This is a genomic window from Brevundimonas poindexterae, from assembly GCF_020524625.1.
Lineage (GTDB): Bacteria > Pseudomonadota > Alphaproteobacteria > Caulobacterales > Caulobacteraceae > Brevundimonas > Brevundimonas poindexterae_A.
This window is the reverse complement of record NZ_JAIVLL010000001.1, coordinates 1,178,771-1,202,683: the sequence shown is the minus strand read 5'-3', so window position 1 is coordinate 1,202,683 and position 23,913 is coordinate 1,178,771. Positions and strand designations below refer to the sequence as shown.

Sequence of the window (23,913 nt, the reverse complement as noted above, 5' to 3'; positions counted from 1 at the left end):
GGCTTCCGGACCGGTCCGGCCTCTCCCCGCGAGAGACCGGACCCCCGGAGCCCTTCAGGCGGATAACGCCTTTGCGCACCCCCGTCGTGGTCACCCACGGCGGGGGTGTCGCTTTGGGGCGGTGGGTTCAGACCTCGCTGACGCGGACGCCCCGGTCGGCCAGGGTGGTCTCGACGGCCTCCCGCAGGGCCTCGACGGCAGCCGACAGCGCAGCGGCATCGCGGCCGCGGACCACCAGCTGGGTGCCGTACTCTCCGACCGTTCCGTGGCCAAAGGGATAGCTGCCGAAGCTCAGGCTCCGGTGCGCATCCGCCGCCGCACTCAGCAGGTCCGCCACATCACCCTCACCCACGCCGTCCACCTTGAGCGTTCGCGCATGGGTCACCGCCCCGACCCGAAGGCGGGGCGCCACATCATCCAGCATGGCGGTCATGATTTTCGGCACGCCGGCCATGACGAACACATTGCCGATCTGGAAGCCCGGGGCGTCCGTGACCGGATTGGCGATCAGCGAGCCGCCCTCCGGGATGCGCGCCATGCGGCGCCGGGCGTCGTTCAACTCATCGCCGTACCGTCGCTCGAGGATCGCGAGGGCCTCGGCATTCTCGGGCAGGGCAACGCCCATGGCCTCGGATACGCAGTCGGCGGTGATGTCGTCATGGGTCGGGCCGATGCCGCCCGTCGTGAAGAGATAGTCGTGGCTACCGGACAGCGCCCGGACTGCCTCCACGATCTGCGAGCGCGTATCGCCGACCACCCGGGCTTCTTTCAGGTCGATCCCGAGCGCGCCCAGAAACCGCGCCAGGGTGTTCAGATTGGTGTCCTTCGTCCGGCCGGACAGGATCTCGTCGCCAATGATCAGGACGGCGGCGGTGGGCGAGGTCTCCGCGCCCATCACAGCGTCCCCGCCTTGCAGAGGGGCGCGCGAGGGGCGATATGGCCCGGCACCGGTCGCGGCATGGCGGGCATTCGTGCTATCTTCATCGTGACCTTCTTTTCTGATGACGCGGTCCCTGCCGGACCATCGCGCCGCAACTGACTTACCGGGACACCCCGCATGTATGAAGCCCAGGATATGGACGGAGACGTTTTCGTCCGCACCAGCGAAATCCGCATCCACGACGAGGACGCGTTCGAGGGCATGCGCGCCGCCGGACGTCTGGTCGCCGAGGCGCTCGACATGATCGGCGAATACGTAAAGCCGGGCGTCACCACCGGCGAACTGGACGATCGCATCCGCGAGTTCACCCTGGACCACGGCGCCATCCCGGCCTGCCTGGGCTATAAGGGCTATGAGAAGACCATCTGCACCTCGATCAACCACGTCGTCTGCCACGGCATTCCGGGCGACAAGGTTCTGAAGGAGGGCGATATCGTCAACGTCGACCACACCGTCATCGTCGACGGCTGGCATGGCGATTCCAGCCGCATGTATGCGGTGGGCGAGATCAACACTCGCGCCCGTCGCCTGATCGACGTCACCTATGACTCGCTCGAGGCCGGCCTGGCCCAGATCAAGCCGGGCAATACCTTTGGCGACATCGGCTATGCCATCCAGCGTCTGGTCGAGGACCAGCGGATGAGTGTGGTGCGCGACTTCTGCGGCCATGGCATCGGCCGCCTGTTCCACGACAGCCCGAACGTCCTGCACTACGGCCGCCGGGGCGAGGGCGCGGTGCTCAAGCCGGGGATGTTCTTCACGGTCGAGCCCATGGTCAATCTGGGCAAGCCGCAGGTAAAGGTGCTGTCCGACGGCTGGACGGCGGTGACCCGCGACAAGTCCCTGTCGGCCCAGTGCGAGCACAGCGTCGGCGTGACCGAGGACGGCGTCGAAATCTTCACCGCCAGCCCGGCGGGCCTGTTCCGTCCGACGTTCTGAGGCTAGCCTTCCCCGGAAGACGGGGACGGGCATGCTGGACCAACCACCGGAAAAACCGAAAGCGCCCCACCACGCCGGTCATCGCGAGCGGCTGAGGGAGCGGGCACGCGGCGCCGGCATCCACCACCTGCCCGACTATGAGCTGCTGGAGCTGTTCCTGTTCCGCAGCCAGCCGCAGGGGGACGTCAAGCCGATCGCCAAGGCCCTGCTGGCCCGCTTCGGATCGCTGGCCGCCGTGCTGGCCGCCTCGGTCGAGGACCTGATGACGGTCAAGGCCGAGGACACCCGGGGGCGCACCAAGGGCATCGGCGCCGAGACCGCGCTCGACATTGCCGCCCTGCACGAAGTTGCTCGCCGGGTGGCGCGCGAAGAGGCGGTCAACCGGCCCGTCATCTCATCATGGACCGCACTGCTGTCCTACGTCCGGCTCAGCCTGCAGCACGAGCCGCGTGAGCAGTTTCGCGTGCTCTATCTCGACAATCGCAACCAGCTGATCCTCGACGAGGTCCAGAACCGGGGCACGGTCGATCACGCCCCCGTCTATCCACGCGAGGTGGTCCGTCGCGCGCTGGAGCTTTCGGCCAAGGCCATGATCATCGTGCACAACCACCCCTCGGGCGATCCTACTCCCAGCCGCGCCGACATCGAGATGACGCGTCAGGTGGTCGAGGCGGCGCGCGCGCTGGACGTGTCCGTGCACGACCACCTGATCGTGGGCCGCAAGGGTGTGGCCAGCTTCAAGCAACTGGGACTGATGTAGCCATGGACCTTTCCCGCCGGACCCTGCTGACCGGAACCGCCGTGGCCGCTGCCGGTCCGGTGCTGGCCCGCGACGATGCGCCCCCCGCCGTTCTGGTCTCGACATGGGATTTCGGCGCGCCCGCGAATGCCGCAGGCCATGCCGTACACCAGGCAGGGGGCTCTGCGCTGGACATGGTCGAGGCCGGGGCCCGGGTGGCCGAGGCCGATGAGACCAACGCCTCGGTCGGGCTCGGCGGCTTTCCGGACCGCGAGGGTCATGTGACACTGGATGCCGTCATCATGAACGGGCGCGGCGACATGGGCGCGGTCTGCGCGCTTGAGGATATCGTCCACGCCGTCTCGGTGGCCCGGCGGGTGATGGAGACCACGCCCCACGTCATTCTGGTGGGCGAGGGGGCTCGCGCCTTTGCCCGGGAGCATGGGTTCGAGACGACGCCGCTCCTGACCCCGGAGGCCGAGGCCGCCTGGCGGCGCTGGCTGGAAACTTCGAACTACTCCCCCCGGGCCAACAGCGAGAATGCCGACTGGCGCGGAGGGGCCTCGGATCACGACACCCTCGGCATTCTGGGCATTGACGCCCAGGGCCATATGGCGGGCGCCTGCACCACCTCGGGCATGGCCTTCAAGATGAGGGGCCGTGTCGGCGACAGCCCCATTCCCGGGGCCGGTCTGTCGGTCGATGACGAGGTCGGCGCGGCCACCGGGACCGGCGTGGGCGAGGACATCCTGCGCGTCTCCGGCGCCCACGCCGTGGTCGAGGCCATGCGGTCGGGCCTAGATCCCTCGGCCGCCTGTCAGCGGGTGATCGAGCGCCTAGCGCGCCTGCGGGGCGACAAGCTTGCCGATCATCAGGTGGCCCTGCTGGCGCTCGACCGTCAGGGACGGGCGGGAGGGTTCGCCCTGCGCCCCGGCTTCACCTATGCGGTCACCGACGCGGCGGGCCAGACCCGGCTGGTCCGGGCGGACAGCCTGTTCTCATGAGCCGGGTGATCCAGACCGACCGCCTGATCCTTACCCCCGTGGCCGAGGGAGATTATGCGGACCTGTGCGCCCTGCTGGCTGATCCCGGTTTCTGCCGCCACATCTTCCCCCAGGCCCTGAATGCCGAGGAGGCCTGGTTCCGCCTGCTGCGCGATATCGGCCACTGGCAGGTCATGGGTTATGGCAACTGGTCGATCCGCACCCGCGAAGACGGTCGCTATGTCGGCAGCGTCGGCCTGTTGAACTATCAGCGCATCCTCGACCCGGCCTTTGACGCGATCGAAATGGGCTGGGGCCTGTCCCCGGCCTTTCAGGGCCAGGGTCTGGCGTTCGAGGCCGCAACCGCCGCTGTCGCCTGGGCCGGGCAGCACCTCAAGGCCGACCACCTCGTCTGTATGATCAGCCCTGACAACGGCCCGTCGCTGGCGCTGGCCGCCCGTCTCGGCTTCGCCCGCTATACGGACACCACCTACAAGGGCGAGCCGGTGATCCTGCTGGAGCGCCAGTCGGTCCCGGGCGGGGGAACGTAGCCGGACATTAAGGTTTATGAGGCATGGGTGGGGGGCGAAAGAATCAGGTTCCCGCCATGCCCATGTCCGCCGACAGTCTGAGATCGCACCTTCTGGAAGCCTTTCCGGATGCCGAGATCGAGATCGTCGATCTGGCGGGTGACGGCGATCACTACCGCGCCCGCGTCGTCGCCGGCGCCTTTGCCGGTCACAGCCGGGTCAAGCAGCACCAGATGGTCTATGCCGCGCTCAAGGGCCGCATGGGCGGTGAACTGCACGCCCTGGCGCTCGAGACCGCCGCTCCGGAAGGAAAGGGCTGACCCATGCGCTATCGTCCGTTCGGCCATTCCGGCAGCGCCATCTCGTCCCTGACCCTCAGCCTCGGCCATGCCGGTCTGGCGCGCGGCTTCGAGGCCGCCCAGTCGCTGATCTATTCGGGGCTTGAGGCCGGTATCAACAGCTTCCGGCTGGAAACCGCCGACCCCGTACTGGCCGATGTGGTGGGCCAGGCGCTCGGCCACGTCGACCGCAATCTGGTGTCGGTCACCCTCATGCTGGGGACCGGTGACGGGCGCCGCGGCTCGCAGCGGGACTTTTCCGCCGAGGGCATGACCCACGCCATCGACCGCGTCCTGCACGTCTCGGGGCTCGGCTATATCGACGTGGCCCTGCTGGACGAGCCCGACGAGCATGAGCTGGCCCAGTCCACCCTGCATACGCTCAAGGCCCTGCGGAGCACCGAGCGCATCCGCATGCTGGGCATCGCCGGTGAGGGTGAGGTGATGGACGCCTATGTCTCGACCGGCGCCTTCGACGTGCTGGCCACGCCCTTCCACGTGACGTCCGACTGGCGCATCCAGTCGCGCATCCGCCACGCCCGCGAGCGGGACATGGATGTGCTCGGCTATGGCTATTTCCCCGAAAGCCTCGATACGCCGAAGAAGGCCGAAACGGCGCTTGAACCGCGGCGCGGCCTTTTCAGCTTTGGTCGCCCCAAGGAGGCCGAGAACCCTCTGAAGGGCGCCGGTACCTTCGCCTTCCTGCACCGCACGCACGGCTGGACCGCCGAACAGATCTGCCTCAGCCACGCCCTGGTGGACCCGGCAATCGCCAGCGTCATGGTCTCGGCCACGACCGACGAGCGCATCAATGAACTGAGTCTGGTGCCCGAACGCGACCTGCCGCCCGGTCTGTCGGCCCAGATCGAGATGGCCCGGGTGGGCATGGCTGCGGCCTGACGGTACCCGCCGCCCTTGACCGCGGGGCACGGGCCTCCTAGCTCACAAGCCTGCTGAAAAGAGGCCTCCCGTGACCGACACCGCTGCCGACCCCGTGCGCGACTTCATCGCCCAGACGATCGCGGATCACCCCGTGGTCCTGTTCATGAAGGGCACGCCCGATCAGCCCCGCTGCGGCTTTTCGGCCCAGGCCGTCCAGATTCTCGACCATGTCGGCGCCTCGTTCGTCGGCGTGGACGTGCTGCAGGACGACGGCCTGCGCGAGGGCATCAAGGCCTTCACTGACTGGCCGACCATTCCCCAGCTCTATGTGAAGGGTGAGTTCGTCGGCGGCTCCGACATCGTCCGCGAGATGTTTCAGGCGGGCGAACTGACTGCCCTGATGAGCGAAAAGGGCGTGCCGCTCGGCGATACCGACGCCTGATGGCGCGGGCGCCGCTGATCCCTCGCGAGGATCGCGAGCTGTTCGTCGTTCCACTCGAGGTGCGCCCCGAGCACATCGACGCCAACGGCCACGTCAACAATGTCGTCTATGTCGGCTGGCTGCAGGACGCCGGGACGGCCCACTGGAATGCCCGTTTCGATGCCGATACCCGGGCGCGCTGGTCGTGGGTCGCCCTGCGCCATGAGATCGACTATCTGCGCGGCATCGAGCCGGGCGCGACCGGCATCGTCGCCCGCACCTGGGTCGGCGATCCGCAGGGGCCGCGCTTCAATCGCTATGTACGGATCGAGGACGCCGGGGGCCGGCTGTGCGCTCAGGGCGTGTCCGAATGGTGCCTCGTGGACGCCGCGACCCTGCGCCCGCACCGGATTGCCGGCGAAATGATCGCGCCCTTCCTGGCGGGACCGCAGGACTGAACGTGTCAATTTGGGGCGAAAAGGCTTGAACCGCCGCGCCTTTCCGTGAACGATCCCGGGCTTGGGGTGGGCGAAGGAAGAGGCTCTGGATGCGACGGATTGTGCCGACGCTGGTAATGGCAGGGGTGGTTCTGGCCGGGCCGGTGGCCTGCGGCGGACAGAATACCGAGGCGTTACGGCGCGACGCCGTCGGGTGCTCGACCTATTTCACCGTGCTGAACGCGCAGATCCTAGAGGGTGACCCGGCCTTTGCGGACCGCATCATGGCGGCCCTGGTCGATCCGGCGGCGGTCGATGCCGATGCCCGGTCCGAAGAAATCAACCGCACCCTGGTCGAGATGTCGGCCGGCACCGACGCCTGGCGCGCCGAGCTGCCGCCGGAAGAGGTGACGACGCTGGACGCGGAGCAGACCGCGCTGGCCCGCCGTCACGTAGCCGAGGACCGCTCGACCGAGGCGGCCGAGCGGATTTCGACCTGTGTCGAGACCTGGGAGCGTCTCGACCGCTAGATCAGTCGTCCTGGGACGGCGTGTGGATGACCTGGGTTTCCGGCTTGTCGGTCGCCACGATGATGCAGCCGGCGAGCGCGGGCGCGGTCAGGGCGGCGAGAGTGGCCAGGATGGTCAGGCGGCGAAGCATGGATGTATCCCCCGAAGGATGTTGACGTTACGCGCCTGTTTTCGCGCCAACCGGCGGCGCGTGCACGTGAATAATCCTCAATGCAGCGGAGCCTTGCTCTCCGCTCAGCCTTGCGCGGGGCGATAGGGGTTGGCCACCTGCACCTTGGTGCCCGGGGCAAGGCCCATTTCCTCGAAGGTCCAGCGCAATTCGACGCCGTCTTCCGACGGATTGGTGCAACCGTCGTCCCGGACCCGGCGAAGGGTGACGCGGGCGCCGTCATAGGTCTGGCGCACCACGGGGATCAGGTCGCTTTTCTCGGTGCAGCCATTGCTGCTGATCCAGAACAGGACCGTGTCCTGGCCGATCGCGGCGGCGCGGATGGGTTCGACCACGCCGGGCCCGTCCTCGACCGACGGACGACCGTCCAGCCAGCCGGGCAATCCCCCGCACCCCGCGAGGGTCAGGGCCAGCAGCACCGCTGCTCCGCCCGACGCCAGTGATGTGCGATGTACCGACATGGCAGGTCCCGTCGCCTTCCCGAACGTCAACAATGCCTCAATTCGCCGCAGCTGGCATCCCTGAACCGGTCATCATCCACGAAAAAAGGGCCCCGGATCGCTCCGGAGCCCCATTTTCTTGCGCTACCGCTCGGTTCGCGGAACCTCGCTGCTTGAGCGCATTTGCTGGTCTTGCGCTCAAGTCGCGAGTGACCGCGTCACGAGCATAGCGCCCCAATCAGGACGAATAATATTCGACGACCAGGTTGGGCTCCATCTTCACCGGGAACGGTACATCGGCCAGTTCCGGCACGCGGACCCAGCGCACCGAGAAGCCGCGATCGCCGACTTCCAGATAGTCCGGGATGTCACGCTCCGACGACTGCATGGCCTCGAGGACCAGCGCCATGTTGCGCGACTTTTCCTTGACCTCGACGACGTCGCCGACCTTCACGCGGTAAGAGCCGATGTCGACTTTCTTGCCGTTGACGGTCACGTGGCCGTGACTGACGAACTGACGGGCTGCCCACACGGTCGGCACGAACTTGGCGCGGTAGACGACGGCGTCCAGACGCGATTCCAGCAGGCCGATCAGCAGCTCCGAGGTGTTGCCCTTGCGGCGGGCGGCTTCCTCATAGGTCTTGGCAAACTGCTTTTCGGTGATGTTGCCGTAGTAGCCCTTCAGCTTCTGCTTGGCCTTCAGCTGCAGGCCGAAGTCCGAGACTTTCGACTTGCGGCGCTGGCCGTGCTGGCCGGGGCCGTACGAACGCTTGTTGACCGGGGACTTGGACCGGCCCCACAGGTTTTCACCCATGGCGCGGTCGATCTTGTACTTGGCGCTGTGGCGCTTGGACATGTGTCACTCTCTATCGTGATGCGGCCCGGCATCCCCGATATTGGGAATGCGATCTCAACGGCGGTCCACGCATCGTCCGTCATTAAACCCGCCCCGGTCTTGCGACGGGACGTGAAGGCGGGGCTTATGACGGCCCCGCCCTCCGGAGTCAATGCTCAGCCTGGTGCGGGGCAGCGCCCTCCGGCTCCCAGACAAAGGTCTCGCCCTGACGGCGCACATGGCCGATGCCCGGCCAGGGGAAGTGGACGGCGTAGAGGCGCAGATCGCCGTCGGCGGCCCGCTCCCACAGGGCCTTGCGGCTCGCCTCGGCCGTGGCGGGATCGCCATCAAACTGGATGGTCCAGTCCGGACGCTGGACCGAGATCACCTGATGGTGGGCGCTGTCGCCGATGTAGAGCAGGCTCTGGTCCCCCGAGACGATCTCATAGGCCGTGTGCCCGGGCGTATGGCCGTCGATCGGCACGGCGGTGACGCCGGGCAGCACCTCGGCACCGTCGGCGAAGGTCTCGACCTTCGGCGTGATGGTCGCCACCAGATCCGCCATCTCGCCACTGGCCTGCAGGGCTGCCCATTCCTCGGCCGTCATGCGGATGGCGGCATTCGGATAGGCGAGGGTGCCGTCCGCCGTGACCAGACCGCCCACGTGGTCGCCGTGGCCGTGGCTGATGAGGATGTCGGTGATCTGATCCGGCGACACGCCCGCGGTTGCCAGACTGGCCGTCAGCTTGCCACCGGCGGGTCCGAACGCCGATCCGGCGCCCGCGTCGAACAGTACGACCCGGTTCCCGGTCTTCACCAGCATGGGCTGGATGCTCAGACTGAGCGGATTGGTCGGCACGCCGGCAGAGGTCAGCAGGGCGTCGACGTCGGCCTTCGGTTCGCCCATGGCCATGACCGAGCCGTCGTTCGGCACTTCCAGTCCGCCGTCGCGCAGGGCCCAGGCCTCCAGCGTGCCGATCATGAACGGGTGGACGTCGGCGCTTTCGACCCGGCTGTCGGCGGCCGGCTTGTCCGCAGGCTCCGTCCCGGAATTGCAGGCCGCGAGCCCGAGGCCCGCGCTCATCAGGATCGCCGCCACGGCGGCAGAAGTGGTCAGTCGCATTGTGCATGCCCCCATAGGAAAAGCGCCCGCCGGACGATCCGGCGGGCGCTGATAGATGTGGCCTAGGAAACGGCCTTGGCGTAGAGGTCGTTGACCTCGTTCCAGTTCACCACCGACCAGAAGGCCTTCAGGTAGTCGGCCCGGCGGTTCTGGTACTTCAGATAATAGGCGTGCTCCCAGACGTCGGCGCCCAGCACCACGGTGCCCTGTTCGTCGGCCACGTCCATCAGCGGATTGTCCTGGTTCGGGGTCGAGGTGACCTTCAGCTTGCCGTTCTGGACGATCAGCCAGGCCCAGCCCGAACCGAACTGGCCGGCGCCGGCGGCGTTGAACGCCTCCTTGAACTTGTCCATGCCGCCGAGGTCGCTGTCGATCGCGGCCTTGAGCGCGGCCGAGGGCTCGCCGACCTGATCCTGCGGGGCCAGCAGCTTCCAGAACAGGCTGTGGTTCCAGTGGCCGCCACCGTTGTTGCGAACCGCCTTGGGCAGTTTCGACATGGTCTTGAACATGTCTTCCAGCGACTTGCCTTTCAGGCTGTCGTCGCCGTCCACGGCCTCGTTCAGCTTGTCGACATAGGCCTGGTGGTGCTTGTCGTGGTGGAAGGTCATCGTCTCCTTGTCGATGGCCGGTTCCAGGGCGTCATAGGCGTAGGGAAGCGGGGGCAGGGTAAAGGCCATGTTTCGGGCTCCTGATCTGGGGTGAACCTTGGCCGTACACATAGGTCAGGCCGTCACAAACCCAAGGGACCGGAGGTCGAATTCGTTCCGAAATTGCCGGATCAGGGCAGGGGGGCGTGCGCCTTGATGCAGTCGCGCACGGCCCGCTTCAGGTCGCCGGGGATCGAACCGGGGTCAGTACCCTCGGCCGCGAACACGGCGCGCATGGCGGCATCATAGCCATTCGGCAGGGCGGCGATGACCCGCGCCTGACCCTTGGGATGCAGGCAAAAGCCCAGCTTCACGCACAGCTCGGCGAACAGGGCCTCATGATCGGCATCGGCCATGGTCACCCTTTCAGCCGCTTCGCATGGAAGGCGAGGTGGTCGGCGATGAAGCTCGCCATGAAGAAGTAGGAGTGATCATAGCCCGGCTGCAGGCGCAGGGTCAGCTTCTGCCCCGCCAGCTCGGCTGCAGCGGTCAGCAGTTCGGGTTTCAACTGTTCGGCGAGGAAGGGGTCGGCATCGCCCTGATCGATCAGGATGTCGTCATACTGGCCGTGGGCCGCGCCGGCCTCGATCAGCAGGGCGGCGTCGTGCCGGGCCCAGCGATCGCGGTCGGGTCCCAGATAGGCGCCCAGCGCCTTTTCGCCCCACGGGCAGCGGGTGGGCGAGGCGATCGGGGCGAAGGCCGAGACCGAGGTGAACAGGTGCGGGTGGTTCAACGCCAGCGTCAGCGCCCCGTGCCCGCCCATGGAGTGGCCGAAGATGGCCCGGCGTCCGTTGGTCGGAAACTCCGCGTCGATCATCTCGACCAAGTCGCGGACGACATAGGTCTCCATGCAGAAATGCGGCGACCAGGGCGCCTCGGTCGCATCGACATAGAAGCCCGCGCCCTGCCCCAGGTCATAGGCCTCGTCGTCGGCGACACCCTCGCCGCGCGGGCTGGTGTCGGGCGCCACCACGATCAGGCCCAGCCGGGCGGCAGCCTCATAGGCGCCGGCCTTGGTGGTGAAATTGTCCTCGGTGCAGGTCAGGCCGGACAGCCAGATGGCCACGGGGAAGGGGCCGTCGCCCGGGGGCACGAAGACCGAAAAGGCCATGGTGGTGCCGGTCGCCGCACTGTCGTGCCGCGCATAGGACAGGGTGCCGCCGTGGACGCGGTGTGTCTTGACGATATCCACGGCGGCGTCTCCTTCAGTCTCAGTCGTGATCCTTGCCGGCGGTCTTGTCCCCGCGGGCCAGGGCAAACACGACGCCCGACAGTGCGGCGAGCGCGATCAGGTTGGGCAGGGCCATGGCGGCATTCGAGATGTCGCCCATGCGCCAGACGAACTCGATGTGCTGGAACGATCCGACGAAGATCATGACCACCCACAGCAGGCGCCACGGAATGGCGACGCCCTGACCGAACAGATGGGTCGCGGCCCGCTCCCCGTAGTAGCTCCAGGTCAGCAGGGTGGTGAACACGAACAGGATCAGCGCCACCGACACGACCAGCCCGCCAAGAGTGGTCTGGCCGAACAGCATCTGAGGGAAGACAGCGGAATAGGCCGCCAGCGTCATCTCGAAGCCGCGCAGGTCCGAATTCCAGACGTGCTCGACCGTACCGGCACCGGCGGGGAAGGAGCCCTGAACCGTCAGCATGACCAGACCCGTCATGGTGCAGATCACCATGGTGTCGATGAAGGTGCCCATCATGGCGAACCGGCCCTGACGGGCGGGGTCGTCGGTCTGGGCCACGGCGTGGGCCATGGGGGTCGAGCCCTGACCGGCCTCGTTCGAGAACAGGCCGCGGGCCACACCGGCGCGGATCGCCATCATGACCGCTGCCCCGGCAAAGCCGCCGGTCGCGGCGCTGGGCTGGAAGGCGCTGCCGAAGATCATGCCGAAGGTGGCCGGCAGGTCCTGGAAGTTCAGGATCAGCGCCAGCAGCGCCAGGATCAGATAGGCGATGGCCATGACGGGCACGACCTTCTCGGCCACGCTGCCGATCGACTTGATGCCGCCGATGATGACGACGAAGACGGCGCCGGCCACGATCAGGCCCGCGCCCCATTCCGGCATGGGCGCCAGCGCCACGATCGAGTCGGCGATCGAGTTCGCCTGGATCATGTTGCCCGTGGCCACCGCCGAGAACAGGGTACCGAGGCAGAACAGGATAGCCAGCCAGCTCCACTTCTTGCCCAGACCCTTTCGGATGTAGCTCATCGGGCCACCGCGATAGGTGCCGTCCGGCCCCACGTCACGGAAGCGGATGGCCAGCGATCCCTCGGCGAAGGCCAGCGCCATGCCGAACAGGGCCGTCACCCACATCCAGAACAGGGCCCCCGGTCCGCCGAGGGTAATGGCGGTCGCCACGCCGGCGAGGTTACCGGTACCCACCTGTCCCGACAGGGCGGTCGACAGGGCCGCGAACGGCGAGATCTCGCCCTTGCCGGCGGAGTCCTTCTTGAACAGTCCGGCAAACGCCTCGCCCAGCTTCAGGATCGGATAGAAGCGCAGGCCGATCATGATCCAGGCACCCACGCCCAGCAGCACAATCACCATGGGCGGGAAGGGCAGAACCTCCGCCCCGTTCCAGGTCCCGCCCCAGATGAAGTCACTGACGTTGGTGACCTGGTCGTAGAAGGCCTGCACGCCTGCGGGCGTTGCTGCGTCGCTCATTCCCCATTCCCCCGGGATGCCGATGAAAGGGGGCACCTTAACGGCCTGTCCCGGAATGGGAACGCTTTTCTGACCTTGCGGCGTTACCCGGGCCGGTGCAGCGCGCAGACCTTGTTGCCCGACGGATCGCGCAGATAGGCCAGCACCAGGGTGCCGAACGGACCGTTGCGCTCGCCGGGCGGATCCTCGATCGCCTTGCCACCCGCGGCCACGCCGGCGTCGTGGAAGGCCTGGACCATCTCGGGCGACTTCGCGGCAAAGCCGATGGTGCCGCCGTTGGCGTGACAGGCCGGCTCGCCGTCGATCGGCGTGCCGATGGCAAAGGCGCCCATGCGCGTTCGCCACCAGAAGCGGCCCTTGGGGTCCGGCCCTTGCCCGGGCTCATGACCCAATGCGCCCAGCACGGCGTCATAGAAGCGGCGCGAGGCCTCGACGTCATTGGCGCCGACGGTGACGTGGGTGAACATGGCTTCCCTCCCGATGAACAATGTCCGTTGTTTTAGCGAACGGACGCAGGCGCGCAAGATGTGATCCGCGGTGGCGCCTCGACGCTGATCTTCCGGGCGGCTACGCTTGTCCCTTCTTCAGCCTTCGGGACGATCCATGATGAAGCGCCTCGCCGCCACTGCCACCGCTGCCCTCCTGCTGTGTCTGTCTGCGGGGCCGGTACTGGCCCAGGCCACCGTGCGCGTCGAGCGCAATGCCGTCGAAGCCCACATGAATTTCCTCGCCGGGCCTGAGCTTCAGGGGCGTGGCAGCGCCACCCGCGACGAGGCGATCGCCGCCGCCTATGTCGCCAGCCAGTTTCGTCTGGCGGGGCTGACGCCGGTGCCCGGCATGGACGGCTATCTGCAACAGGTGCCGGTGGTGATCACCACACCGTCGGGCGAGGCCCGGTTGACGGTGGGAGACATGACGCTCACCCAGGGCGAGGATTTCGCCATCCTGACCGGCGGGCTGGGCGCGGCCGGGGGCACGGTGACGGTCGCCACGGATCCCGCCGCCCTGCCGGCGTCGGCCGAGGTGCTGATGATCGCCCCGCCCGAGGGGCCCGGCGTGCGGGCCGTTTTCGGCGCGGCCATGCGGTCGGGCGCGAAGGTCGTGCTGATGCGCCGCACCGAAGTTCTGGCGGGTGCCACGGCGGACGGTGGCTCGCGCGATCCGGTGATCCGGCTGGCGGACGATACGCCCCGGTCGGGGCCGGTGGTGCTGGTGGTCTCGCCCGAGGCCTGGGACCGGCTGGCCGCGGGTGCAGGCGGGAAGGCAGCGGCCTTCGACCCCGGCGCGTCGGGCGTCGTGGAGGGCGTGACCACCAATGCCATAGGCTGGCTGCCCGGCACCGATCCCGAGGCCGGCACGATCATGGTGTCGGCGCACCTCGACCATATCGGGGTCCGCTCGGACGGTGTCGTCATGTATGGCGCCAATGACGATGCCTCGGGCACGGTCGCCGTCATCGAGCTGGCGCGCGCCCTGTCGGGCACGGGGCCGCACCGCATGAATGTGATGTTCGTGGCCTATGGCTCGGAAGAAGCGGGCCTGCTGGGCTCGCGCTACTTCGTCGACAACCCGCCGGTCGCGCTGGACACCATCAAGGCCAATCTTGAGATCGAGATGATCGCCGACCAGGATCCGCAGCTGCCACCCGGCGTGATGATGATGACGGGCTTCGAGCGGTCGAACTTCGGCCCTGAGCTCAAGGCCCGCGGCGCCCTGATCGGCCCCGATCCCTATCCCGACCAGAACTTCTTCCAGCGGTCGGACAACTATGCGCTCGCCCTGCGCGGCGTGGTCGCCCACACCATCTCCGGCTGGGCGACCATCCCGACCTATCACACGCCCGAAGACACGATCGACAACATCAATTTCGACTATATGACCCAGGCCATCCAGTCGCTGGTCGTGCCGCTGACGGCGCTGGCCGAGGGCGATTTCGTCCCGACCTGGGCCGAGGGCGGCCGCCCCGAAGGGCGGTGAGCCGAGGGGCCTAGAACACCACCACAGACCGGATGCTCTTGCCTTCGTGCATCAGGTCAAAGGCCTTGTTGATGTCGTCCAGCGGCAATGTGTGGGTGATCATCGGATCGATCTCGATCTTGCCGTCCATGTACCAGTCGACGATGCGGGGCGTGTCGGTGCGGCCGCGCGCGCCGCCAAAGGCCGACCCGCGCCAGACCCGGCCGGTGACCAGCTGGAACGGGCGGGTGGCGATCTCCTTGCCGGCCTCGGCCACGCCGATGACAATACTCTCGCCCCAGCCCCGGTGACAGGCCTCCAGCGCCTGACGCATGACCGTGGTGTTGCCGGTGCAGTCGAAGGTGTAGTCCGCCCCACCGCCGGTCAGCTCGACCAGATGGGCCACCACATCCGACACATCCTTCGGATTGACGAAATGGGTCATGCCGAATTTGCGGCCCCACTCTTCCTTGTCGTTGTTGATGTCGACGCCGACGATCATATCGGCCCCGACCATCTTCAGTCCCTGGATGACGTTGAGGCCAATGCCGCCCAGGCCAAAGACGACGCAGTTCGCACCCGGCTCGACCCTGGCCGTATTGACCACCGCCCCCACGCCCGTGGTCACGCCACAGCCGACGTAACAGGCCTTGTCGAACGGCGCGTCCTTGCGGATCTTCGCCAGGGCGATCTCGGGCAGGACGGTGTAGTTCGAGAAGGTCGAGCAACCCATGTAGTGGGCGATGGACTGACCCTTGTAGCTGAAGCGGCTGGTGCCGTCGGGCATCAGGCCCTTGCCCTGCGTGCCCCGGATGGCGGTGCACAGATTGGTCTTGCGGCTCAGGCAGCTTTTGCACTGGCGGCATTCGGGTGTGTAGAGCGGGATCACATGGTCGCCGACCTCGACCGAGGTCACGCCCGGCCCCACCTCGACCACCACGCCCGCGCCCTCATGGCCGAGGATTGAGGGGAAGATGCCCTCGGAATCCAGTCCGTCCAGCGTATAGGCGTCGGTGTGGCAGATGCCCGTCGCCTTGATCTCGACCAGCACCTCGAACGCCTTCGGCCCCTCCAGATCGACCTCGACGATCTCGAGCGGCTTCTTCGCTTCAAAGGCTACGGCGGCGCGGGTCTTCATGGGGGAGGGCTCCTGAATTGCTGGGGGCACCCTAGGCGACGCTGCCGGTGCTATGAAGGGCCATGCAGCACAGAAATATCGTCATCCTGACAGGGGCGGGCATTTCGGCGGAGTCCGGCGTGCCGACCTTTCGCGCCTCGGACGGGCTGTGGATGGGCCACCCGATCGAGGATGTGGCCACGCCCGAGGCCTTTGCCCGCGACCCGGCGACGGTCCATGACTTCTACAACGCCCGCCGGCGTCAGCTGGCCGAGGTCCAGCCCAATGCCGCGCACCGGGCCTTGGCGGAACTCGCCGCGCGCTGGCCGGGATCGCTGACACTCGTCACCCAGAATGTCGATGATCTGCACGCCCGCGCTCATACCGACGTGGCACCCGCGTCCGGCTTTCGCCTGATCCCCATGCATGGCCAGCTGCTGAAGGCCGCCTGCACCCGCACCGGCCGGATCAGCGACTGTCCCGGCGATCTGTACGTCGACAGCGTCTCGCCCCATCACCCCGAGGGTCGCCTGCGTCCGCACATCGTCTGGTTCGGCGAGATGCCGCTGGAGATGGAGGTGATCCACGACGCCTTGCAGGCCTGCGACCTGTTCGTCGCCATCGGCACCTCGGGCGCCGTCTATCCCGCGGCCGGCTTCGTCGAGATCGCCCGCCACGCCGGCGCCCGCACCGTCGAGCTGAACCTCGAACCCTCGCTGATTTCGGACCTCTTCGACGAGACGCACCACGGCCCCGCAACCCGGGTCGTGCCGGACTTCGTCAGGTCGCTCTCAGGGCAGTTCGAAGCTCAGCACCATCTCTGATCCGGGCGAGAAGCGCGGGCTGCGGCTGATGACCAGCTGGGTGGAGCCGCTCCGCCAGACGGCCATGTCGGTGGTGGACTGTCCTTCGACGGATAACACCAGCGGTTCCAGCCCCAGAGCCTGAACGAAGGGTTCGGCGGCCGGGGCCATGTTGGACGCCCCGCCCTCGTAGATGCCGACGGAACACAGGCCGCGCCCGTAGCTGAGGTCCAGCGTCACTGTGCCGTGATGACGGCGGGTCAGCCGCACATAGGCCCACGGGTGATCGGCCTCGAGGTCCATGCCGCTCTCGTCGGCGATGATCTCGTAGCGCAGCTCCTCCGCCGCCCGGATGGCGGCCGCAACGTCTCCGGTCCGGGCATAGGGCACGCAGATCTGACCCAGCACATCCTCGACAATCGCCGGCACATTCATCGACTGGGCCGAGGCAGGTGCCGCCATGGCCATCAGGCCGACGGTGGTCAGTCCGGCAAGCAGCAGGGTTCGCATGGGCGTCTCTCCGGTTCACGGAGACTGTCCGCCCGGGGCGCAGGTGGCGCCAGTGATCAGTCCTGACGGTCGGCGTCGCGTTTCGCCGCCAGCTTGGCCAGCGCCCGACCACGCCCCTTGGCCAGGGCGTGGATCACGCCGCGAAAGGTCGCCACCTCCTGCGCGCTCAGGCCCGCCCGGCCCAGCATGACGCGCAGGTTTCGGCTCATGGCCGGCTTCATCTCGGGCGGATGGAAAAAGCCCCCGGCTTCAAGCTCGGTCTCCAGATGACCGTACATGCCTTCCAGCTGCGCCTGCGAGGCGGGCGGAGCCTCGTCGCGGAAGCGCGGCGGCGGGGCGTTGAGCACGCCGGTGCGCCACTCATAGGCGTTGATCGCCACCGCCTGCGCGAGATTCAGCGAATGGTGTTTCGGGTCGATCGGAATGGTGACAATGCCCTGGGTCAGGGCGATGTCGGTCGTCTCGAGGCCCGCGCGCTCGCCGCCGAACAACAGGCCGATGCCCTGTCCTTGACCTGCGGCATCATGCAGTTTCGCCGATCCCTCCCTCGGGGTCAGCACCGGCAAGCGCAGCTCGCGATGACGCGCCGTGGTGGCATAGACCAGCGTCAGGTCGGCGACCGCCTCGGCCACGCTGTCGAAGACCTGCACCCCCTCCAGCACCCAGTCGGCGCCCGACGCCGTGGCCCAGGCCCGGTCCTGCGGCCAGCCGTCTCGCGGCGACACCAGCCGAAGCTTGTCGAGCCCGAAATTGGCCATCACCCGCGCGACCGCACCGATGTTGTCGGCCAGCTGCGGCTTGTCGAGGATGACGACGGGGGGCGTCAGGTCGGGCGCGTCGTCCAAGGCTCAGTCCTGACCGATCATGGCCAGCCACGGGTCGGCGGTGCCGGCCTCGACCTCGGACACCTTGACGTTCGGCCAGCCGACCGAGCGGGTTCCCGCCTCGCGCCAGGCCAGCACGATCAGGTCGCGCAGTTCCGAGGCCCCGGCGGCCAGTCGCACCGTGGCGAAGTTCACGCCGCGCGGGTCGGCCTCGACGAAGCCACCGGCTTTCTCCAGACGATAGAAGGGCACCACCTCGCCCAGCGACACCAGCAGATAGTCGGCCATGCGCGCGCGCAGCTCGAACCCGTCCAGACGCGGCGCCGTCATGGCCGCCTCAATGCCCTGCAGGTTCACGCGGTCGCGGACAAAGTCACCTTCGAACATGCCATGCGTCCGGCGCGAGCGGGTGAAGTCTTCGGGATTGTCCGTGTCGCGGTCCCAGCCGTTGTAGTGGATGGTCGTGTGCAGGGGCTGGGCGCCGTCGCCAATGTAGTGCGACAGCATGCCGATATCGCGCAGGATCAGGGCCTCGCGCCGCAGCCGGTCCTCCCGGTACCAGGCCTGCCGCGCCAGATCCGTCTCGCGCGCCTCGGCGGCGGCCAGGATGCGCCAGTAGGCAAGGTCCTGAACCACCTGCTGCCAGGCGTCCATGATGGCATAGGGCAGATAGCCGGCGTCATTGACCTTGATCCCGGCTGCCAGCAGCTGGGCGTCATATTCGGACTTGAGCTCCGGCAGCGCCCGGATGTCCGGCCCGGCCTCGGTCATCACACGTCCGTCCGCGATCATGTCGACGAAGTGGGCCGTGTCGCGCTCGCGGTCATGGGGCTGGCCTCCGCCCTTCCAACGGTCGGGTTCGCGGGACAGTTCGCCCACCTGGGCGGCGGCTTCCTGGGTGCGCAGGAAGGCCGGCAGCTCTTCGGGCAGGGCGCGCATGGCGGCCTGGCCCACCATCCGGTGTCCACTGGCGCCCCAGGCCGCCACGTCCGCAGCGGGCAGGGCGATCAGGGTCAGGGCGACGGCGGCGGCAATCAGGCGTTTCATGGCAGGGCTCCGGCAACTGCGGGCGGGGTTAAATCCATGCGGCGATGGCGTCCAGCGGCTTCTTGTCCAGCGCGGCCAGAGGTACGGTGGCGTCGTCCGCCGGATGTCCCGCGACCAGCAACAGGAACGGCTTTTCCTCCGCCGGCCGTCCGCAGATCTCGCTCAGAAAGCTCATGGGCGCGGGCGTATGCGTCAGGGTCGCAAGCCCGGCCCGGTGAAGGGCCGCGATCAGCAGGCCGGTGGCGATTCCGACGCTCTCGGTGACGTAGTAGTTCTTCTTGGCGTCGCCGGGGCGCGGGCCGCCGCGCTTCTGAGCGAAGATGGCGATCAGCACGGGCGCCACCTCCAGGAACCCCTTGTCCGGATCCGTGCCCAGCGGGGCCAGGGCATCCAGCCACTCCTGCGGGGCCTTGGTCTCGTAGAAGGCCTTCTCCTCGGCCTCGGCCGCCTCGCGGATGCGGGCGCGGGCCTCTGCGCTCTCGATGACCGAGAAGAACCACGGCTGGTGATTGGCGCCCGACGGGGCGGAGCCTGCCGTCAACAGCGCCTGCTCGACGACCGCGCGCGGCACGGGCTGGTCCGAGAACTCCCGCACGGTCCGCCGTCGGCCCATCTCTTCGCGAAACGCGGTGGCGCGCGCGACGGCATCGGCATCCGACAGCGCCGCATAGCCGGACAGCGGCGTCGAGGGGTGATCCTTCATCGGGCGGCTCCACGGCAGTGAGCGCCCTTGATAGCCCGGCAGGGGCTCAGGGTTCCACCCGCACCGGGATGGCCAGGGTGCGCATCGGCTTCTCGGGCTCCCAGCCGGGGGCCTCGGTCAGCACCAGTTCGCCTTCGCCGGGCTGGACAGCCTTCAGGTGGAAGACGAACCAGCTGGCCCCGCCGGTCTCGCCCCCGTCGCGCTGGGCGGTGGTGGTCGGTCCTGTCTTTGTTCCCAGCAGTTCCAGCCCGTCGGGCAAGGTCTGGACCTGCCAGTCGAAATTCGAGCTCAGGGTCACCGCGAAGGTCTGACCCGTTCGCACGGAAACCGAGCCGGTGGCCTCATCCACCACCAGTGCCACTCCCGCGGGCACCGGTGCCGGCAGGGGCGCGTCGGGCGAGGGCGTCACCCTGTCGCAGGCATAGAGGGCCAGCACAGTGAGGGCGATCATAGCCAGAAGTCCTAACCGCACGATCCGCATGAGTTTTCTTCCTCCGGACCTCTACCCTGACCGCAACCGGTCCACAGGCCAACCCACAGGACCTGACCGACCATCGCTATCCCTGCCGTCTTCTTGTCCCATTCGGTGGGCACACCCCCGGCGCCGGTCGGGTTGAGGGCCGGTGATTCAGCGATCCGATCATGTTCAAGACCCTCGCCCTGGTGCTGGCCCTGGTGACCCCGTCGGTCACCTCATCCATCGATCCCGTTCCCTACGAAACGCTCGTTTCGGCCGAGGCCGAAGCGGCCGAGCACGGGTTCGCCGCCGATGTCTGGCTGGCCCTGAGCGAGGAACAGAAGGCCCTGGCGATCCGCCCGGCCGACTGGAGCCTGTCGGCGCGCCTCTATCACGCAGGCGGGGGTGGAGCGACCGGCAACGACTCGCTGGGCTGCCGCCCGATCGCCATGCGCACCGTCGCCATCGACCCCCGTGTCGTGCCCCGTCGCACGCGTCTGTTCATCAAGGAAACGGTCGGTCTGGTGCTGGCCGACGGCACCATCCACGACGGCTACTGGTATGCTTCGGATACCGGCGGGGCCATCAAGGGCAACAAGATCGACCTCTATACGGGCCACGGGCGCGGTTCGATGGCGCCGATCATGCCGCTGAACATGCGCAGCCTGACGGTGGTCGAGGCCGGCACCTTCGACGGCTGCCCGCCCGCCTGGGACTGATCCTCAGAACCGGCGCTTGCCGGTGACGGTCTCAAAGAACATCCGCCAGTCGCCCATCAGGCTCCACAGCGGGTATTTGAACGTCGCCGGCCGATTCTTCTCGAAGAAGAAATGCCCGACCCAGGCAAAGCCATAGCCGACCAGCGGCATGGCCAGCAGCCACCAGGCGTTCCGTGTCACGATCGCGGTGACCAGCACGACCAGCACCAGCGCCGATCCCACGATGTGGATGCGCCGGCATGTCCGGTTGGAATGCTCGTGGATGTAGTACGGATAGAAGGCCTCGAACGAGGCGAACCGTTCGTCAGGGGCGTGCGTGCTCATGGCCGAACACTGTCCCCCGACGCCCGGCAAGGCAAGACGTCAGATCAGCCCGCCCGCTTCTGGGGCCTGGGGCCCTTGCGGAACGGCGGCTTGGAGCGGACCGGAGCAGGAGCGCCCTCGGCGCGCGGCTTGGGGGCGCCGCCCTTGAACGGGGCGTTGCCACGCAGCTTGCCATTGGTCTTGGGGCTGCCCTTGGCCTTCCACGGCTTGCGGTCCTCGGCCGGGGCGGCACCGGTGTCGGGGCGGAAGGCCGGCTTCCTGGCCTTCCAGGCCGGACGCGCGTCTTCGCCACCGACAGCCTCACTATCGGCGCGCGGCGCATAGGGCTTCTTGACGAAGGGCCGCTTGGGTCGGGCCTCATAGGCGCCGTCGGGGGCCTCCGAGGGGCTGACCGTAATCTCGGGCTTCTTGGCCGCGGCCAGCGTGCTCTGGAAGGCGTCCACCGCATCGCGCGCGATCTCGAAGCGCGTCTCATGAGCGAAGGTCCGGATCGAGCCGATCTGGCGCTTGGTGACCCCGCCCAGACGGCAGATCACCGGGATCAGCCATTTGGGATCGGCCGGACGGGGGGCAGAGTTCCGGCCCACATCGGCGCGGAACCACACCACTTCGTGCGGCTGCAGGCGTTCGGTCGGCCAGGCGGTGTCCGCGTCGCCGCGTTCCCGGCGCGCCGGACGCTCGCCCGGGTCGGTCAGTTCCTCGGGCGCGGGCATCTTGGCCCGCTGCAGGCGGATGAAGGCACAGGCGATCTCTTCCGGGGTGCGCTCGGCCATCAGCCGCTTTGCCAGGGCGAAATCCTCGTCCGTCACGGCTTCATCGAAGATCGAGCCGGCGATCAGGCGCGCCTCGTCCTGCGCCCGGATGGCGTCGGCGCCCGGCGCGGCATCCCAGCTGGCCTCGACCCCGGCCGATGACAGCAGCATTTCGGCCCGGCGGCGTTTGGGATTGGGCACCAGCAGGACAGACACGCCCTTCTTGCCGGCGCGGCCCGTCCGGCCCGACCGGTGCAACAGCGTCGCCCGGTTGACCGGCAGTTCGGCATGGATGACCAGTCCCAGGTCGGGCAGGTCCAGCCCGCGCGCGGCCACGTCGGTGGCCACACAGACCCGCGCCTGACCGTCGCGCAGTGCCTGCAGCGCATCGGTACGCTCCCGCTGGCTCAGCTCGCCCGACAGGCCGACCGACTGGAAGCCGCGTTCCCGCAGCGCCGCCTGCAGATGCTTCACCGACTCGCGCGTCGAGCAGAACACCAGCGCGCCCGGCGCCTCGAAGAAGCGCAGCACATTGACCACGGCGTGTTCGATCTGGTTCGGCGCAATCCGCATGGCGCGGTATTCGATGTCACCGTGCGGCTGGCTCTTGTTGGTCGTATCGATCCGCACTGCGTCGCGCTGATAGCGCTTGGCCATGAGGGCAATGTCGCGCGCGATGGTGGCCGAGAACAGCAGCGTCCGGCGCTCGGGCGGGGATTGGTCCAGAATGAACTCGAGGTCCTCGCGAAAGCCCATGTCGAGCATTTCGTCGGCCTCATCCAGCACCACCAGCTTCAGCTGGGACAGGTCCAGATTGCCGCGGTCGATGTGATCCTTCAGGCGGCCGGGCGTGCCGATGACGATATGGGTGCCCCAGCCCAGGGCGCGGGCTTCCTTGCGGGCATCCATGCCGCCGACGCAGGTGCCCAGCTTGGCGTCCGTCCCCGCGTACAGCCAGGTCAGTTCGGTCGCGACCTGCAGGGCCAGTTCCCGCGTCGGGGCGATCACCAGCGCCAGGGGCTTGTCCGCCTTGCCGAACCGCTCGGCCTCGCCGAGCAGCGTCGGCGCGGCCGCCAGGCCAAAGGCTACCGTCTTGCCCGAGCCGGTCTGGGCCGAGACCAGCAGGTCCGCCCCGGAATGGTCGCCTTCCAGCACGGCTTCCTGAACCGGGGTGGGCTCGGCATAGCCACGGTCGGCCAGGGCGCGATCAAGCGCGGGGTGGGTAGCGGGAAACGGCATCGAAGGTCCTGAACAGCAAGAGGGTCGCCGAAACGACCGCGCCCGGCCAAGGCGTGAACCTCGGGCCGGGCGGTAAGGGAGGCCGCCTCTATACACGGATAAAGGCCATGGTGGGGCGGGTTTTACCTGGGCGCCTTCGGCGGCAGGGTGAACAGGCCGGCAAAGGTCTCAAATGCCTGCCGGTCCCCGACTTCGAACGCCGCGTCCGGCAAGGGCATGTCCGCATAGAGGGCACCCGCCACGGCCTCGGGCGTCGATGCGAGTCTCAGGTCGGCAGGGTCCGGGCGCCCCCGCCCGGTGGTCAGCACACCGCCGTCGATCCGGGCGAAATAGCCCTCTCCGCCCAGCTCAAAGGCCACGGTCATGTCCCGAAGGCCCGGGGTCGGTGCATACATGGTGCGCATCGACAGCATCAGAGACACCGGGCTGAGCGGCAGGGTCGGGTCATGCCGGGGCGAGCGCGCGGCCCAGCGGCCCAGCACCTTCAGCGCCTCCTCCAGCTCAAGGCCCCAGTCGGTCAATTCATAGACCTGCACCCCTGCGGGCGGCTCCAGCCGACGTTTCCGCACCACCCCCGCGTCTTCCAGTCCTGCCAGCTTCTGGGTCAGCACATTGGCCGACAGGCCGGGCAGGGCGGCCCGCAGATCGCTGAACCGCCTCGGCCCCAACATCAGTTCGCGCGCCACCAGAAGCGCCCACCGCTCACCGACCAGTTCCAGCGCATGCGCGGTACCACAGGCATCGTCATATGATCGGCCCGACCTCGTAGTTATCTTTTCTAACGTCATTGTTGACAAATGTAACTCAATCGGGCGACCTGCTCAACGGAAACGC

Annotated in this window: 31 protein-coding genes; 12 read left to right on the top strand and 19 right to left on the bottom strand. The window is 67.8% G+C overall.

All coding sequences use genetic code 11. The annotated features are described in order from the left end of the window. Positions 1-127: 127 nt before the first annotated feature. Complete coding sequence (locus LC068_RS06185; RefSeq protein WP_226635400.1) at positions 128-895, bottom strand: competence/damage-inducible protein A; 768 nt, start codon at positions 893-895, stop codon at positions 128-130. A 162-nt stretch (positions 896-1,057) separates the two neighbouring features. Here LC068_RS06185 and map point away from each other — a divergent pair, with 162 nt between their 5' ends. From map to LC068_RS06140, 9 genes are all read left to right on the top strand, one after another. After that, positions 1,058-1,879 (top strand): type I methionyl aminopeptidase, encoded by an 822-nt coding sequence (gene map / locus LC068_RS06180; protein ID WP_226635398.1) that lies wholly within the window; start codon positions 1,058-1,060, stop codon positions 1,877-1,879. 31 nt (positions 1,880-1,910) lie between these two features. Continuing rightward, positions 1,911-2,639, top strand: a complete 729-nt coding sequence (gene radC, locus LC068_RS06175) for a RadC family protein (RefSeq protein WP_226635396.1) — start codon at positions 1,911-1,913, stop codon at positions 2,637-2,639. Positions 2,640-2,641: 2 nt separating this feature from the next. Further along, complete coding sequence (locus LC068_RS06170) at positions 2,642-3,622, top strand: N(4)-(beta-N-acetylglucosaminyl)-L-asparaginase (protein ID WP_226635393.1); 981 nt, start codon at positions 2,642-2,644, stop codon at positions 3,620-3,622. Beyond that, positions 3,619-4,152 carry a GNAT family N-acetyltransferase gene (locus tag LC068_RS06165; protein ID WP_226635391.1) on the top strand — a complete coding sequence of 178 codons (534 nt, stop codon included), beginning with the start codon at positions 3,619-3,621 and terminating at the stop codon, positions 4,150-4,152. Before LC068_RS06170 ends, LC068_RS06165 begins: the two co-directional genes overlap by 4 nt. Positions 4,153-4,208: 56 nt before the next feature. Beyond that, on the top strand, positions 4,209-4,451 hold the full coding sequence (locus LC068_RS06160) for a BolA family protein (RefSeq protein WP_226635389.1): 243 nt from the start codon (positions 4,209-4,211) through the stop codon (positions 4,449-4,451). A 3-nt stretch (positions 4,452-4,454) separates the two neighbouring features. Continuing rightward, positions 4,455-5,369 (top strand): aldo/keto reductase, encoded by a 915-nt coding sequence (locus tag LC068_RS06155; protein ID WP_226635388.1) that lies wholly within the window; start codon positions 4,455-4,457, stop codon positions 5,367-5,369. 70 nt (positions 5,370-5,439) lie between these two features. Beyond that, positions 5,440-5,793, top strand: coding sequence for a Grx4 family monothiol glutaredoxin (gene grxD / locus LC068_RS06150; RefSeq protein WP_209117264.1), 354 nt, complete (start codon positions 5,440-5,442; stop codon positions 5,791-5,793). Continuing rightward, the gene (locus LC068_RS06145) at positions 5,793-6,230 is read left to right on the top strand and encodes an acyl-CoA thioesterase (RefSeq protein WP_226635386.1); all 438 of its coding nucleotides are present in this window, start codon (positions 5,793-5,795) and stop codon (positions 6,228-6,230) included. Before grxD ends, LC068_RS06145 begins: the two co-directional genes overlap by 1 nt. A gap of 89 nt (positions 6,231-6,319) precedes the next feature. Beyond that, entirely contained in the window at positions 6,320-6,739 is a 420-nt protein-coding gene (locus LC068_RS06140) for a hypothetical protein (RefSeq protein WP_226635384.1), read from the top strand. A 1-nt stretch (position 6,740) separates the two neighbouring features. Here LC068_RS06140 and LC068_RS13795 read toward each other — a convergent pair whose 3' ends face one another. The 9 genes from LC068_RS13795 to LC068_RS06100 all read right to left on the bottom strand — a co-directional run bounded on the left by LC068_RS13795 (position 6,741) and on the right by LC068_RS06100 (position 13,095). Next, complete coding sequence (locus LC068_RS13795) at positions 6,741-6,869, bottom strand: hypothetical protein (protein WP_264182126.1); 129 nt, start codon at positions 6,867-6,869, stop codon at positions 6,741-6,743. A 104-nt stretch (positions 6,870-6,973) separates the two neighbouring features. After that, positions 6,974-7,369: a hypothetical protein gene (locus LC068_RS06135; protein WP_226635382.1), complete on the bottom strand. Its 396-nt coding sequence runs from the start codon at positions 7,367-7,369 to the stop codon at positions 6,974-6,976. 217 nt (positions 7,370-7,586) lie between these two features. Further along, entirely contained in the window at positions 7,587-8,204 is a 618-nt protein-coding gene (rpsD, locus tag LC068_RS06130) for a 30S ribosomal protein S4 (protein ID WP_209117257.1), read from the bottom strand. A gap of 148 nt (positions 8,205-8,352) precedes the next feature. Continuing rightward, positions 8,353-9,306: an MBL fold metallo-hydrolase gene (locus LC068_RS06125; RefSeq protein ID WP_226635380.1), complete on the bottom strand. Its 954-nt coding sequence runs from the start codon at positions 9,304-9,306 to the stop codon at positions 8,353-8,355. A 62-nt stretch (positions 9,307-9,368) separates the two neighbouring features. Then, positions 9,369-9,983: a superoxide dismutase gene (locus tag LC068_RS06120; RefSeq protein ID WP_209117253.1), complete on the bottom strand. Its 615-nt coding sequence runs from the start codon at positions 9,981-9,983 to the stop codon at positions 9,369-9,371. Positions 9,984-10,084: 101 nt separating this feature from the next. Further along, positions 10,085-10,309, bottom strand: coding sequence for a hypothetical protein (locus LC068_RS06115; protein ID WP_226635378.1), 225 nt, complete (start codon positions 10,307-10,309; stop codon positions 10,085-10,087). Between the two features lie 2 nt (positions 10,310-10,311). Beyond that, complete coding sequence (gene fghA, locus LC068_RS06110; protein WP_226635377.1) at positions 10,312-11,145, bottom strand: S-formylglutathione hydrolase; 834 nt, start codon at positions 11,143-11,145, stop codon at positions 10,312-10,314. 19 nt (positions 11,146-11,164) lie between these two features. Then, positions 11,165-12,628 carry an alanine/glycine:cation symporter family protein gene (locus tag LC068_RS06105; protein WP_226635376.1) on the bottom strand — a complete coding sequence of 488 codons (1,464 nt, stop codon included), beginning with the start codon at positions 12,626-12,628 and terminating at the stop codon, positions 11,165-11,167. 83 nt (positions 12,629-12,711) lie between these two features. Further along, positions 12,712-13,095, bottom strand: a complete 384-nt coding sequence (locus LC068_RS06100) for a VOC family protein (protein ID WP_226635375.1) — start codon at positions 13,093-13,095, stop codon at positions 12,712-12,714. 136 nt (positions 13,096-13,231) lie between these two features. Here LC068_RS06100 and LC068_RS06095 point away from each other — a divergent pair, with 136 nt between their 5' ends. After that, on the top strand, positions 13,232-14,605 hold the full coding sequence (locus LC068_RS06095) for a M28 family metallopeptidase (RefSeq protein WP_226635374.1): 1,374 nt from the start codon (positions 13,232-13,234) through the stop codon (positions 14,603-14,605). A 10-nt stretch (positions 14,606-14,615) separates the two neighbouring features. Here the strand turns inward: LC068_RS06095 and LC068_RS06090 are convergent, their stop codons facing one another. After that, positions 14,616-15,722 carry an S-(hydroxymethyl)glutathione dehydrogenase/class III alcohol dehydrogenase gene (locus LC068_RS06090; RefSeq protein WP_226635373.1) on the bottom strand — a complete coding sequence of 369 codons (1,107 nt, stop codon included), beginning with the start codon at positions 15,720-15,722 and terminating at the stop codon, positions 14,616-14,618. A 62-nt stretch (positions 15,723-15,784) separates the two neighbouring features. Between LC068_RS06090 and LC068_RS06085 the strand changes: the two genes are divergently transcribed. Further along, complete coding sequence (locus tag LC068_RS06085; RefSeq protein ID WP_226635372.1) at positions 15,785-16,525, top strand: NAD-dependent deacylase; 741 nt, start codon at positions 15,785-15,787, stop codon at positions 16,523-16,525. Here LC068_RS06085 and LC068_RS06080 read toward each other — a convergent pair. From LC068_RS06080 to LC068_RS06060, 5 genes are read right to left on the bottom strand one after another with little or no spacing between them, the layout of a single operon-like run. Continuing rightward, positions 16,493-17,014, bottom strand: coding sequence for a hypothetical protein (locus LC068_RS06080; RefSeq protein ID WP_226635370.1), 522 nt, complete (start codon positions 17,012-17,014; stop codon positions 16,493-16,495). The two genes, LC068_RS06085 and LC068_RS06080, sit on opposite strands and share 33 nt — an antisense overlap. A gap of 56 nt (positions 17,015-17,070) precedes the next feature. Beyond that, positions 17,071-17,859 (bottom strand): RNA methyltransferase, encoded by a 789-nt coding sequence (locus LC068_RS06075; protein ID WP_226635368.1) that lies wholly within the window; start codon positions 17,857-17,859, stop codon positions 17,071-17,073. A 3-nt stretch (positions 17,860-17,862) separates the two neighbouring features. Beyond that, the gene (locus tag LC068_RS06070; RefSeq protein ID WP_226635367.1) at positions 17,863-18,885 is read right to left on the bottom strand and encodes a phospholipase C/P1 nuclease family protein; all 1,023 of its coding nucleotides are present in this window, start codon (positions 18,883-18,885) and stop codon (positions 17,863-17,865) included. Positions 18,886-18,913: 28 nt separating this feature from the next. Beyond that, entirely contained in the window at positions 18,914-19,588 is a 675-nt protein-coding gene (locus tag LC068_RS06065; RefSeq protein WP_226635365.1) for a nitroreductase family protein, read from the bottom strand. A gap of 46 nt (positions 19,589-19,634) precedes the next feature. Next, positions 19,635-20,039 carry a protease inhibitor I42 family protein gene (locus LC068_RS06060; RefSeq protein ID WP_226635363.1) on the bottom strand — a complete coding sequence of 135 codons (405 nt, stop codon included), beginning with the start codon at positions 20,037-20,039 and terminating at the stop codon, positions 19,635-19,637. Positions 20,040-20,230: 191 nt separating this feature from the next. Between LC068_RS06060 and LC068_RS06055 the strand changes: the two genes are divergently transcribed. Next, positions 20,231-20,764: a 3D domain-containing protein gene (locus tag LC068_RS06055; protein WP_226635361.1), complete on the top strand. Its 534-nt coding sequence runs from the start codon at positions 20,231-20,233 to the stop codon at positions 20,762-20,764. Between the two features lie 3 nt (positions 20,765-20,767). Here LC068_RS06055 and LC068_RS06050 read toward each other — a convergent pair whose 3' ends face one another. From LC068_RS06050 to LC068_RS06040, 3 genes are all read right to left on the bottom strand, one after another. Beyond that, positions 20,768-21,088, bottom strand: coding sequence for an Mpo1-like protein (locus tag LC068_RS06050; protein WP_226635359.1), 321 nt, complete (start codon positions 21,086-21,088; stop codon positions 20,768-20,770). Positions 21,089-21,132: 44 nt separating this feature from the next. Continuing rightward, positions 21,133-23,079: a DEAD/DEAH box helicase gene (locus LC068_RS06045; protein ID WP_226635356.1), complete on the bottom strand. Its 1,947-nt coding sequence runs from the start codon at positions 23,077-23,079 to the stop codon at positions 21,133-21,135. 122 nt (positions 23,080-23,201) lie between these two features. Continuing rightward, positions 23,202-23,867 (bottom strand): winged helix-turn-helix transcriptional regulator, encoded by a 666-nt coding sequence (locus tag LC068_RS06040; RefSeq protein WP_226635354.1) that lies wholly within the window; start codon positions 23,865-23,867, stop codon positions 23,202-23,204. Between the last annotated feature and the right edge of the window lie 46 nt (positions 23,868-23,913).